This window comes from Acuticoccus yangtzensis (assembly GCF_001927245.1).
Classification (GTDB): Bacteria; Pseudomonadota; Alphaproteobacteria; order Rhizobiales; family Amorphaceae; genus Acuticoccus; species Acuticoccus yangtzensis.
On sequence record NZ_MJUX01000004.1, the window covers coordinates 365,149 to 377,321 of the forward strand.

General features: G+C 66.5%; 13 protein-coding genes. 3 read left to right on the forward strand and 10 right to left on the reverse strand.

What is annotated here, in order from left to right; all coding sequences use genetic code 11:
• Positions 1-45: 45 nt before the first annotated feature.
• The 10 genes from BIX52_RS12965 to BIX52_RS13015 all read right to left on the reverse strand — a co-directional run bounded on the left by BIX52_RS12965 (position 46) and on the right by BIX52_RS13015 (position 8,894).
• Complete coding sequence (locus tag BIX52_RS12965) at positions 46-816, reverse strand: DUF6456 domain-containing protein (protein WP_205647817.1); 771 nt, start codon at positions 814-816, stop codon at positions 46-48.
• A complete protein-coding gene (locus BIX52_RS12970) occupies positions 813-1,217 on the reverse strand; it encodes a helix-turn-helix domain-containing protein (RefSeq protein WP_083660227.1) in 405 nt (134 codons plus the stop codon). The genes BIX52_RS12965 and BIX52_RS12970 overlap by 4 nt, the downstream gene beginning before the upstream one ends.
• 839 nt (positions 1,218-2,056) lie before the next feature.
• The gene (locus BIX52_RS12980) at positions 2,057-2,500 is read right to left on the reverse strand and encodes a Ros/MucR family transcriptional regulator (RefSeq protein ID WP_075221479.1); all 444 of its coding nucleotides are present in this window, start codon (positions 2,498-2,500) and stop codon (positions 2,057-2,059) included.
• 242 nt (positions 2,501-2,742) lie between these two features.
• The gene (gene mnhG / locus BIX52_RS12985; protein ID WP_075221480.1) at positions 2,743-3,096 is read right to left on the reverse strand and encodes a monovalent cation/H(+) antiporter subunit G; all 354 of its coding nucleotides are present in this window, start codon (positions 3,094-3,096) and stop codon (positions 2,743-2,745) included.
• Positions 3,093-3,368: an MrpF/PhaF family protein gene (locus BIX52_RS12990; RefSeq protein ID WP_425426683.1), complete on the reverse strand. Its 276-nt coding sequence runs from the start codon at positions 3,366-3,368 to the stop codon at positions 3,093-3,095. The genes mnhG and BIX52_RS12990 overlap by 4 nt, the downstream gene beginning before the upstream one ends.
• Positions 3,369-3,412: 44 nt before the next feature.
• Positions 3,413-3,889, reverse strand: coding sequence for a Na+/H+ antiporter subunit E (locus tag BIX52_RS12995; RefSeq protein WP_075221482.1), 477 nt, complete (start codon positions 3,887-3,889; stop codon positions 3,413-3,415).
• The gene (locus BIX52_RS13000; RefSeq protein ID WP_083660228.1) at positions 3,889-5,520 is read right to left on the reverse strand and encodes a proton-conducting transporter transmembrane domain-containing protein; all 1,632 of its coding nucleotides are present in this window, start codon (positions 5,518-5,520) and stop codon (positions 3,889-3,891) included. Before BIX52_RS13000 ends, BIX52_RS12995 begins: the two co-directional genes overlap by 1 nt.
• A gap of 4 nt (positions 5,521-5,524) precedes the next feature.
• Positions 5,525-6,127, reverse strand: coding sequence for an NADH-quinone oxidoreductase subunit K (locus BIX52_RS13005; protein WP_075221483.1), 603 nt, complete (start codon positions 6,125-6,127; stop codon positions 5,525-5,527).
• On the reverse strand, positions 6,127-6,540 hold the full coding sequence (locus BIX52_RS13010; protein WP_075221484.1) for a Na+/H+ antiporter subunit B: 414 nt from the start codon (positions 6,538-6,540) through the stop codon (positions 6,127-6,129). The genes BIX52_RS13005 and BIX52_RS13010 overlap by 1 nt, the downstream gene beginning before the upstream one ends.
• Positions 6,537-8,894 (reverse strand): putative monovalent cation/H+ antiporter subunit A, encoded by a 2,358-nt coding sequence (locus BIX52_RS13015; RefSeq protein WP_075221485.1) that lies wholly within the window; start codon positions 8,892-8,894, stop codon positions 6,537-6,539. Before BIX52_RS13015 ends, BIX52_RS13010 begins: the two co-directional genes overlap by 4 nt.
• A 140-nt stretch (positions 8,895-9,034) precedes the next feature.
• Here BIX52_RS13015 and msrB point away from each other — a divergent pair, with 140 nt between their 5' ends.
• From msrB to BIX52_RS13030, 3 genes are read left to right on the forward strand one after another with little or no spacing between them, the layout of a single operon-like run.
• Positions 9,035-9,451 carry a peptide-methionine (R)-S-oxide reductase MsrB gene (msrB, locus tag BIX52_RS13020; RefSeq protein ID WP_075221486.1) on the forward strand — a complete coding sequence of 139 codons (417 nt, stop codon included), beginning with the start codon at positions 9,035-9,037 and terminating at the stop codon, positions 9,449-9,451.
• On the forward strand, positions 9,452-11,575 hold the full coding sequence (locus BIX52_RS13025; protein ID WP_075221487.1) for a S9 family peptidase: 2,124 nt from the start codon (positions 9,452-9,454) through the stop codon (positions 11,573-11,575).
• Positions 11,572-11,892 carry a hypothetical protein gene (locus BIX52_RS13030; protein WP_075221488.1) on the forward strand — a complete coding sequence of 107 codons (321 nt, stop codon included), beginning with the start codon at positions 11,572-11,574 and terminating at the stop codon, positions 11,890-11,892. Before BIX52_RS13025 ends, BIX52_RS13030 begins: the two co-directional genes overlap by 4 nt.
• Positions 11,893-12,173: the final 281 nt, after the last annotated feature.

A 12,173-nucleotide genomic window follows, 5' to 3' on the forward strand; every position in this document is an offset into this window, starting at 1 on the left:
TCCCCGCAAGATGGGGCGTCAGAGGGCTTATGTCAGGGCCGGGCGTCAGGCGGCAGGGCGATAGTCCGGCGATCCCCAGTGAACCAGCCCCGCGCGGGCCGCACCGGACACCGACGGCGCCATGCCGTAGTGCTGCGCGAGCCGGTCCAGCGCCAGGCGCAGGATGACCTTGCCGCAGCGGGCGGGCCAGCCTTGCGTCTTCTCCACCGTCTCCAACCCTTTTTCCTCGCAGCACACGGCGACGAGCACCGGCGCGAAGTCCGGCCCCACCGCGTCCAGCGCGCGGGTGACGCGGCCGCGCGCATCGTGCGCCGCCTCGCTGAGGGTCAGACCGTCGCGCGGTCGATCGCCGCGCACGGCGGACGCATCCCAGGACTGGGTCACGCGCTCGCGCCGGGCGCCGCGTTCGTGATCGCGCGCCAGGCGCTGCCCGGCCTCGAGCTGGGTGCGGCTCAACATCGGATTGCCGGCCTTGTCGCGCCGCGTGGCGAGCCAGCCGAGCGGGCTCTCCGCAGCGTTCACGGCGAGCCCCTCCGCGCCGCCGCGGCTCTCGACGATGATGTCGCGGTGCTGCGCGATGAAGGCGTCGTCCGGCATCGCCGCGAGGGACCGGCGCAGATACATGTCCCCGGTCGGCGTACGGCCGACACGCCCCTTAGTGACGGCGACGAGATCAGCGGACACCAGCCGAGCGATCTCGGCCGCCGGGATGGTGAGGGCCGCCGATTTCTCGGTCGCGGGAAGGTTAAGGCTGCCATCGTGCGACAGTGTTAAGGAACCCTTACCCACGCGGCGCAAAATGGTGGCATCTTTCATTCCAGAGCCCCTTCCACCGTCTGGCGGCAGTATTCCATGGCGGTGAGCCAGCCCATGAGTTGCTCTTCCACGGCGGTCACCACCGCGTCGATCCGCGGACAGTCCCGACGATCTTCGACGACGCGGCAGGCATGAGCTGCGGTCGTCCGGTCGCGGGAAAAGACGGCTCCGGCCTCGGTCAAAGACCAGCCGAAGGTGACATGAGCGCAATACATCGAAATCTGTCGTGCAAATGCAATCGGCGCTGTCCGCCTGGTCTTTGCGGCCAATTCGTCGACCGGCAAGTTCAGGGCGGCGGCCACGGTCACTTCAATCATGCGGCGCACGATACGCCGATCAATGGTCTTACGCGGGTATCCCAGCGGTCGCGCTTCAATGACCGCCAACTCGTTTGTATGCATTAGCTTCGGCCTTTTTCGCCTTTCCACATGAAGGCGGGTTGCTGTTCTGCCGTTACCTCAATTTAAGGTTGGATAGGAAGACGGGGATAAGATCAAGTCCCCGCCAAATAACTGCGAAGCGTTGAGCTTAATTTTGGCCGGCTCTTCAGGCTTTGTGGGGGGCTTATCCTATCCCCGTCTTCGCGTGCCCCATTAGCTTGGTCCTCGGCCACCACAACGAGGAATTGCAATGAACGCGCAGACTCACGCCGCAGACGCGACACAATCGATCGCGGCGTTAACCCCTGATTGTTTTGAAAATGCCGCGGATACTGCGGATCTACACGAGAGTCTCTGGGCCGCGCCCCGGTCTGTGGCGTGGCTGCGGCGGGAGCTGCGGCGGGAGCGGGCGCGGGGTCGCTGCGGCCACTGGAGCTACGATCTGGCGCGCCACCTGATGCTGGTGAAGGACCTGAAATCCGCCGAGGAGGCGGCGCGATGCACGGCCGTGGCATACGCGGGGACAGACGCGGTTCAGCGCGCTGAAATCATTGCCGGGTGCGGGGACAAGTGCGCCGCCGAGCAGGGCGGGATCGGCGCCGGGCAGAGCGCGGCGATAGGCGCTTCGGGGACCGGGACGGACCGCGGCGGCGATGCGGCGGGGACATCCGACGTCCCGACACGAAAACGCCCGCGTGAACGGCGTCACACGGGGCGTTTGTCTCTCTCGGCTGCGCGGTGAAGCGGTGTCGCGGCTTCAGCCAGCGCGGCTGGGATTGGGATCGGGTGCGCTGCCGTGCGCGCGGCGCGGCGGTACGCTGATGGGTGCGCGGGGGCGGCCCGCGCAGGCGATCGGGCGATCAGCTCGCCGCGGTCTTGCGGCCGCGGGGGGCCGGCTTCTTCCGCTGCTGGCCGAGGCCCATACGCTTGGCGAGCTCGGACCGCGCGGCGGCGTAGTTGGGGGCCACCATCGGATAGTCGGCCGGGAGATTCCAGCGGTCGCGATACTCTTCGGGAGACAGGTTATAGTGCGTGCGCAGGTGACGCTTCAGCGACTTGAACTTCTTCCCGTCTTCCAAGCACACCAGGTAATCGGGCGTGATGGACTTCTTGATCGGCACCGCGGGCTTCAGCGGCTCGGGCTCGGGCTCGGGCTCGCCGCCATTGGTCTTCTGAAGGGCTGCGTAGACTTCGCCGATCAAGTTCGGCAGGTCGTGCGAGGCAACGGAATTATTGCTCACATATGCTGAGACAATCTCTGCCGCCAGATCGATAAGATTCGAATCTTGGACCGGTTCGGACATTTGCCACTCGTTCTTATAAAAGAGCGTCTAGACCGTCGGACAGAGAGGGAGACGGCGACTGCAGGGGACGCGGGATATTTATTCCACATCCCACCCTGCCGCAAGATCACCCCGCTTAGATTTCCAAAATTGATTGCGCTTATAGACCTTTTGAACTGACCCCGCACTTGCAACTCATGTCAGGGCCAGATCTGTAACTCTTGCAGTACCCTCACAGCGCACAGGAGTAACCCGCCACCGCTTCAGGTTGGGGTATATTCTTGGGAATCGCGGCGCGACAATGCATCATGCTTGGTCTGCGCACAGGGCTTGTACCCAACTGTATAAGCAGCTTTTGCCAACAAGTGTGCAGAAACAGGCGCCGTTAACAAAAAGAATACAAAACCTGCCAGCGCACGCCACGCGACATCCGCTTCGCCGAAGTAGAGCGCCAGTGCCGCAAAAAGTCCGCCGACACCCACGGTTCCCGCCTTACTCGCCGCATGCATCCGCATGTATAAATCATCGAGACGGATCAGACCGATCGCCGCGACCAGCACAAAAAAGGCTCCGAGCAGGCAAAGAATGCCCGCCACATACGGAATCAACGTCGTCACAGCGTGCTCCTTTCCGCGTCACCCTCGGCCCGCGCCATCGACACGTCGCCGCGCCGGTGAACGAATCGCGCCAACGCCACCGTCGACAGGAAGCCGACGAGGCCGAGCGCAATGGCGATGTCCACGTAGATCGAGAAGCCGGTGCGGATTCCGAAGACGATGATGAACCCGACGCCGCCATTCACCAGAAGATCGAGCGCCAGGATCCGGTCCGGCAAGGTCGGTCCGATGACAACGCGGGCAATAATCAGAATCACCGCCACAGCCAACATCCCGAAGGACAGGACAAAGCAGAGTTGCAGAAATGCCGGGCCGGTCATTGCGCAAACACCTTCATGATTTTCCGCTCGAAGCTCGCCTTCGTGTCGCGCACCACCGCCTCGGGGTCCGGCGCGTCGATGGCGTGGATGTAAAGGGTCGATCGGTCGTCCGAAACGTCGACCGACAGCGTCCCCGGAGTCAGCGTGATCATGTTGGCGAGCAAGGTGATCTCCACCGGCGTCCGAACATCCAGAGGATAGGCGATGATGGCCGGGTTCAGCTCGCGCGACGGTGACAGAACGATGGTCGCCACGTTCACCGACGACTTGATCAACTCGTAGACGAAGGTGATGGCGAGTGCGACGGCACCGAAGGCGCGGCGGAAATGGCTGGTGGACCCGGCGTCCTCGCGGATCATGGCCAGCGCCAGACCGCCGAGGATGAAGCCGAACACGAGGTTCACCGTGGTGAACGACCCCGTCACCGCCCCCCAGGCCAGCGCCAGGATGATGTTGACCAGGATGGTGGCCATCAGTGCGCCTCCAGAACGCGGGTGATGTAGAGCGACGGATCAAGCAGCCCCGCCACCCCCTCTTCCGCCGGGACGATCACGAGTTGCGGAACGAGGCCGAGGAGAAGGACGAGCGCGGCGAGGAGCACCACGGCCGCCTGCCCGCTGCGCGGCACGCTCACCGCCTCCGCCGCGGCCGCCACCGGCGCCGGGCCGCGCTCGGCCGCAGGCTTCAGGAAGGTGAGAGCCCAGGCCTTGCCCGCCGTGACCGTGGTGAGGAAGCCGGACAGGATGATCGCGACGACGCCGGCGATCCCGAGGACACCGGACGTCTCCAGCGACGCCTGGACCAGCATCAGCTTGGGCCAGAAGCCGGAGAAGGGCGGCAACCCTGCGGCGGCGAAGCCGAACACCAGGAAGAGCCCCGCCACGAGGCTGGAGCGGGCATAGATGTCGGCGCCGGCCGCCGTCGCCCCGCCGCCGAAGCGTTCGGCGAGACCGATCGCCAGGAACAGCCCCATCATGGCGAGGATGGAGTGGACGGCGTAGACCACCGCCCCCGTCAGCCCCGCGCTGCTGCCGAGGCCGAGCCCCACCAGCATGACGCCGATGCCTGAGACGACCAGGAAGGCCGCCATCCGCCGCAGGTTGGTCTGCGCCAGCGCGCCCATGCCGCCCATGATCGCCGTGAAGACGCCGAGCCAGCCGATCAGCGGATAGAACAATTCGCCCTCGGCGCCGAACAGCATGACGAGCACGCGCAGCAGCGCATAGACGCCGACCTTGGTGAGGAGACCCGCGAAGATCGCCCCGACCACCACGCGCGGCGTGTGATAGGAGGCCGGCAGCCAGAAGTGCATCGGGAAGGCGGCGGCCTTCATCGCGAAGGCCATCACGAAGAGCGCCCCGACGGTTGCCACCGGCGCACCGTCGGACGCTGCGATCACGGCGCGGATGTCGGCCATGTTGAGCGTCCCGGTGAAGCCGTAGAGCAGCCCCACCGCGATCAGGAAGATCGTCGTCGCGATGAGGTTGAGCACGCCGTATTTCACCGCGCCGTCGAGCTGCAGCTTCTCCCCGCCCAGGATCATCAGTCCGAAGGAGGACACCAGGAACACTTCGAACCAGACGTAGAGGTTGAAGATATCCCCGGTCGAAAAGCTGCCGCACACCCCGGCGATGAGCAGGCAGTAGAAGGTGTAGAAGCCGAACCGGGTGCGGCTCTCGTCGATATCGCGCCGGGCATAAATGAGGCCGGCCAGCCCCACCACCGCGGTCGCCACCACGAAGAGCGCGCCGAGGCGGTCGACCGTCATGACGATGCCGAAGGGCGGCAGCCAGTTGCCCGCCGCCATGATCAAGGGCCCATTCACCGCGACTTCGGCGAACAGGAGGAAGCCGAACAGCGTGGCGAGGCCGACCGCCGCCATCGCGATGGGCGCCTGCCAAGTCACCTTGTGGCGCAGCATCATCGTCAACGCCGCGCCGAGAAGCGGGATGAGGATCGGCAGCACCGTCAGCCAGGGCGTGAAGGGGGTGCTGCCGGGCATCATCGCCTCGGCGCGCAAGTCGCCGGTGGGCGCCGCTGCGGCCGCGGACGTGAACAGGGCGGCGGCGGCGAGCGCCGTGGCCGGGAGAAGAAGTTTCCGCATGTCGTCAGTACCCAAGCGGCGGTCGGACCGGCTCGACCTCGGCAACGCGCATATCGTCCACGTTGTCGGTGTCCATCGACTGATAGGCACGGAAGGTGAGCACAAGAAGGAAGGCGAAGATCGAGAAGGAGATGACGATCGCCGTGAGGATGAGGGCCTGGGGCAGCGGATTGGCCGTCGCACCCAGGATGTCCGACGCCGAAGAGGCCGCGCCGGCCAGGCTCGACATCTGATCGCTGACCGCCCCGGTCGGCTCGATGCCGACGCTCGGCACCGCGGCATCGGCGCCGGGCGCCACCGCCATGTCGGCGCCGGCCAGAGTACCACCGTGCGCCGGGGCGGCGCCTTCGGGTCCGGGAACGAGGCCTTCGCCGGTGTGGCCGATCGGCGCCGACGCCGCCCCCTCGGGGTAGACGCTGTGATGCGTCCCTTCCGCCAGCACCGGCGGGGCCGGCCCGCCCAGACGCCCGGCGGTGAAGATCATGAGGTTCACCGCGTTGCCGAAGATCGACACGCCCAGAAGGATGCGCACCAGATGCGATGACAGCATCAGATAGATGGAGGCGGCGAAGAAGAGGCCGACCACCAGGCTGAAGATCGCTTCCATCAGTCGCCCTCCTCCAGGGTCAGTGCAATCGAGGCGAGGGAGCCGAGGACGACGAAATAAACGCCGACATCGAAGACGAGGACGGTGGAGAGCGGGATCTCGATCCCCTCCACCACCGGGATCCACCAGAGGCCGGTGAGGACCGGGCGCCCCATGAACATCGCCGAAAGACCGGCGACGGCCGACATCAGGAGACCCGCCCCCGCGATCGCGTTCGGATGAACGACGATCGCCCGCCGGACCGTGTCCACTCCGGAGCCGATGCCGTAGATGGCGAGCGCGGACGCGGCGATGAGACCGCCGATGAACCCGCCACCCGGCTCGTTGTGACCGCGCAGCAGCACGAAGACCGAGAACAGCATCATCAGCGCCGCCAGAAACGGCGCGATGGTGCGGAGGATCAGCGAATTCATGAGGTCACCTCACCGGAAGACGCCTTGCGCGTTGCGGTCATCGTGCTGTCGGACGGCTCGGAGCGGGCCAGCGGGCCGAGGCGCAGCAGCGCCAGGATCGCCAAGCCCGCGGCCATCACCACGGCGATCTCGCCGAGCGTATCGAGGGCACGGAAGTCCACCAGGATCACGTTCACGACGTTGCGGCCGTGAGCGATGTCGTAGGCGTAGGTCATGTAGAAGTCGGACAGGCGCAGGTCGAGCGGCTGCTGCACCACACCATAGAGGACGATGGCGAAACCGAGGCCGCACGCCAACGCGATGGTGGCGTCCTTGATCATGTGACCCTTCAGGCGGTGATCCTCGATTTCGAGATCGAGCTGGGTCATCACCAGCGCGAGGATGATCACCGACAGCGTTTCGACCATGAACTGGGTGAAGGACAGGTCCGGCGCGCCGTAGAGCATGAAGATGAGCGCCACCATCACGCCCTGCACGCCGAGGGAGACGATCGCCACCAGGCGCGACTTGGCGATGATGACGATCCACAGCCCGGCGATCGCCGAGGCGATGACCACGAAATATTGCGGCTCGGAGAGGTCCGAGGGAAGCGAGAGCGCCGGCAGACCGTCGATGGCGATGGGGGCCAGCAGCGCGATGGCGAGGAGCACGAAGGTGGTCGTCACATAACGCTGCATCAGCCCCGGCTGGACGAGGTGGGTTACCCGCACGCAAAGGCCGATGAGCGCGCCGAGGAGCTGGTCGAACCCGCGGTCCGGCCCCCAGCCGATGGCGTCGAGCGCCGCGCCCACTCCGCCGCGCACCACCGTGTAGAGCGCGAAGAGGACGAGCCCGGCCCCGACCGTCACCAGAGTGAGCACCACGGGCGGATAAAGCCCTGTGGGCCACAAATGGAGGTGAAGCTCCACGGCCTCGCCGAGAACGGCGCCCGTCATCGGCCCGATCAGCGCATGAACCGTCGTCTCCAGCATGAGCGCGGAGCCGAGCGCCACGCCGCCGAGGACGATCGGCCCCAGCCACAGCGACGGATAGCCCTCGTGCGGCTTCTTCGGCATCTCGCCGGGCTTCTTGAAGAACGGGAGCAGCAGCGAAAGCGCGATGCAGAACATCAGCGCGTTGCCGGCGACCGCGACGATGGTGGCGACCGAAACCCCGCCGATCTGCCACACGCCGTCATACATCACCTCCTTGGCGACGAAGCCGATCATCGGCGGCAGGCCGGCCATGGAGAGGCAGCCCAGCAGCGCGGCGACGAAGGTGACCGGCATCTTGCCCGCAAGGCCCCCGAGCAGGCGGATGTCGCGGGTACCGGTCTCATGGTCGATGCAGCCCGCCACCATGAAGAGGCCGCCCTTGAAGAGCGCGTGGGCAAAGAGGTAGGCGACCGCGCCCGCCACCGCATACTGCGTGCCGAGGCCCGTCAGCATGACGAGAAGGCCGAGCGAGGCTACGGTGGTGTAGGCGAGGATCTGCTTCAGGTCCGTCTGGCGGATGCCGAGGATGACGCCCGTGAGGAAGGTGGCGCCGCCGAACAGCGGCAGCACCGTGTGCCACAGGGCCGTGTCGTCCAGCGTCGGGGCGAAGCGCATCAGAACGAACACGCCCGCCTTCACCATCGTGGCCGAGTGCAGATAGGCCGACACCGGGGTCGGCGCCTCCATGGCGTTCGGCAACCACGAATGGAACGGCACCTGCGCCGACTTGGTGAAGGCGCCGAGGCAGACAAGAATGAAAATGGCGGTGTAGGCCGGAGCCTCGCGCAAGACGTCCGGCGAGGCGAGGAGACCCGCCACCGACGTCTCGCCCGACACCATGCGCATGAGGATCAGCCCTGCGAGCAGCGCCAGGCCGCCGCCGCCGGTGATGACGAGCGCCTGCACCGCGGCGCGGCGGGCCGGCTCGCGGGTATGGTCGAAGCCGATGAGCAGGAAGGACGTGATCGAGGTCAGCTCGTAGAAGACGAACAGCGAGATGAGGTCGTCTGCGACGACAAGCCCCAGCATCGCCCCCATGAACAACAGCAGGAACGACAGGAACCGGCCCTGGTGATGATGCCCCTTCAAATAGCCGCCCGCATAGACCACGATGAAGGTGCCGATGCCGGTGACGAGGAGGGCGAAGGTGAGGGACAGCCCGTCGATGAGCTGTGCGTAACGGATGCCCAGTGCGGGCGCCCAGTCGACGCCGGCCCGCAAGGTCGCCCCGTGCGACACCTCGGGAATCATGGAAGCGTAGCCCAGGAAGAGGGCCGCCGGGACGATCGCGAGGATCCATCCGGCTTTGGCGCCCAGCTTGTGGACGAGCGTTGGCGCCAGGGCGGCCGCCCCGAAGGGGGCGAGCGCGACCCACAGCATCAAGTCGGCAGGGACAGTCAAAGAGCGGGCTCCGTCGGTCGGCAGACGATGAGGGCGCCAAAGATCATACGCGACGCTTCGGCACTACAAGTTCACTATCGAGCGGCGCATATGCATGACGAACGTGATGGAGCACAAGTATGTCCACGGCAGACGACGAAACGAAAGTCCAAAAATCCGATGCAGAATGGCGCAGCGCCCTGACGCCTGAGCAATACCGCGTCACACGGCGGCACGGGACCGAAAGGGCCTTCACGAGTCCGCTCAACAACGAAAAGCGGACCGGAACCTATACGTGTGTGTGCTGTGGCGCGCCGCTCTTCCGATCGGAAACGAAATTCGATTCCGGCACCGGTTGGCCCAGCTTCTTCGCCCCGATCACCGAAGACGCGGTGGAGGACCACGCGGACCGCTCGCTTTTCATGCGGCGGACCGAGAACCGTTGTGCCAAATGCGATGCGCACCTCGGCCACGTCTTTCCCGATGGGCCTCGACCGACGGGACTGCGATATTGCATGAACGGGGCTGCCCTGACCTTCCAACCCGACGACGAGTAGATGCTGAACAAGCGCGCAAGCCAGCCGCCGGTCGCGGACCGGCGCCCCGTCACCGTCACCCATCACGGCGTGACGCTCGAAGACCCCTATCATTGGCTGCGCGCGGAGAACTGGCGCGAGGTGATGGCGGACCCGTCCGTCCTCGCCGCCGATATCCACGATTATCTCAGCGCCGAGAACGCTTATACCGAGGCGGTACTCGCCCCGGTTGAGGCGCTGAAGGAAACGCTGGTGGCCGAACTGCGCGGCCGCATCGCCGAGGACGACTGGTCGGTCCCGACGCCGGACGGCAACTACGCCTACGGCATGACCTACGCGGAGGGCGACGAACAGCCGCGCCTCATCCGCATGTACCGCCACCTCGGCGACGCGGCGGCACCGGACGCCCCGCCCAGCGACTACGAGATCCTGCTGGACGCCAACAAGGAGGCGGCCGGGGCCGGCTACTTCAAACTCGGCTCGGCGGCCCACTCCCCGGCCCAGACGCACCTCGCCTGGACCTCGGACCGCTCCGGCGGCGAGCTCTTCACCCTCGCCTGGCGCGATCTTTCCACCGGCGCCGACACGATCCTGCACGAGAGGGTGACGCCGTCGGTCACCGTCGCCGGGGACAACCGGACCGTCCTCGCGATCGAGGTGGATGACAACCACCGCCCCGGCAAGGTGCTGGCGCTGGAGCCGGGGGCAGAGCCGAGGACGCTCTACGAGGAGGCCGATTCGGGCTTCTTCGTCTCGGTCGGGCGGACACTGTCGGGCCGCTTCATCGTGATCGACAGCCACGACCATCAGACGTCGGAGGTGCGGCTGGTCGATGCGCACGACCCCTCATCGGAGCCGGTGCTGGTGGCGCCGCGTCTCGAGGAGGAAGAATACGACATCGCCCACATCGACGAGCAGCTTTTCATCCGCACCAACCGCGATGCGCGTGATTTCCGCATCGTGCGCGCGCCGGTGGACGCGCCGGGACGGGAGAACTGGGAGGACATCGTCCCGCACCGTCCGGGCGTCCTCATCGTCGATATGATCGTCTTCCAGGACTATCTCGTCTGGCTGGAGCGGGAGAACGCGCTGCCGCGCATCGTCATCCGCCGCCTCGCCGACGGTGACGAGCACCAGATCGCCTTCGACGAGGAGGCCTATTCGCTCGGCATCTCGGAAGGCTACGAGTTCCAGACGGACCGGCTGCGCTTCACCTATTCGTCGATGACCACGCCGACCGAGGTGTGGGACTACGACATGGCGACGCGCGAGAGGCGTCTGCGCAAGCGCCAGGTCATCCCGTCCGGCCACGATGCGGGGCAGTACGTCACGCGCCGCCTGATGGCGCCCGCGCCGGACGGTGCCCTGGTGCCGGTCAGCCTCTACCACCGCGCCGACACGCCGATCGACGGCACCGCGCCGTGCCTCCTCTACGGCTACGGCTCCTACGGCATCACGATCCCGGCGTCCTTCTCGGCCAACTCGCTCTCCCTGGTGGACCGGGGCTTTGTCTACGCCATCGCCCATGTGCGCGGCGGCATGGACAAGGGGTTCGACTGGTACGACCAGGGCCGGCGCGCGCACAAGGAGAACACCTTCTCCGATTTCATGGCCGCGGCGGACCATCTGATCGCCGAGGGCTACACCGCGAAGGGCCGGATCGCCGCGCAGGGCGGCTCGGCGGGCGGCATGCTGATGGGCGTCATCGCCAACCGCGCGCCGGACCGCTTCGGGGCGATCGTCGCCGAAGTCCCGTTCGTGGACGTGCTGACGACGATGCTGGACGACACGCTTCCCCTCACCCCGCCGGAGTGGCCGGAATGGGGCGATCCGATCCGCGACCCGTCCGCCTTCCTGCGGATGAAGGGCTACTCCCCGGTCGACAACGTGACCGCGCAGGCCTACCCGGCGATCTTCGCGCTGGCGGGTGTGTCTGACCCGCGGGTGACCTATTGGGAGCCGGCCAAGTGGGTGGCGCGCCTCAGGGCGAGCGCCACCAACGACCCGCTCATTCTGCTCAAGACCAACATGGAAGCCGGGCATGGCGGCGCATCGGGCCGGTTCAAGCGGCTCGGCGAGGTGGCGCTGGTGCAGGCTTTCGTCTTGTCCGTGCTCGGCAAGGCCGGCGAAAAGGAGACGACATGACACGCATCGCCCCTCGTCTTCTGGCGATTTGTGCGGCGACCGCTCTGTCGCTGGCGGCGGCCGGTCCGGTGTCGGCGGGCCGGATCGACGCCGACAATCCGTGGACCTACACCGCGGCTGAGCGCACGCCCGACTGCCGGACGCATCCGAATGCGCCGATCGTCGGCCGCATATCGGGCGAATCAGCGGGCATGGCGACGACGGGCCTGTCCTATGTCGGCTGCTTCGACACGCTGGAGGCCTGCACCGCGTGGCGTCTCTGGATCGTCGGCAACATGGGCCGCATCATCCTGAACCAGTGCGAGCAGCGCCGCTGAGGGCAGCGCGGTCGGCGCCAAAGACCCACACGATGCCAGAGCATCTCAGCGCTTGAAGACGTGGGGCGGGGTCAAGCACCCACGCGGACCCACGCGCAGGCCGGCCTCTTGGGGGCCGGTCGAGCATGGGGAGCATGGGTGCTTGATGCCGTCACACCACTTCGGAAGGCTCGCTACAGGGTGTCAGGCTCGGGCTTCTTCAGCCCGAACTGACCCCTGCCCGGTGGCGAACCCAACTGCGCTGTTGCGCAGTTGGGCATCATGGATGCTGAAGTCGGCAA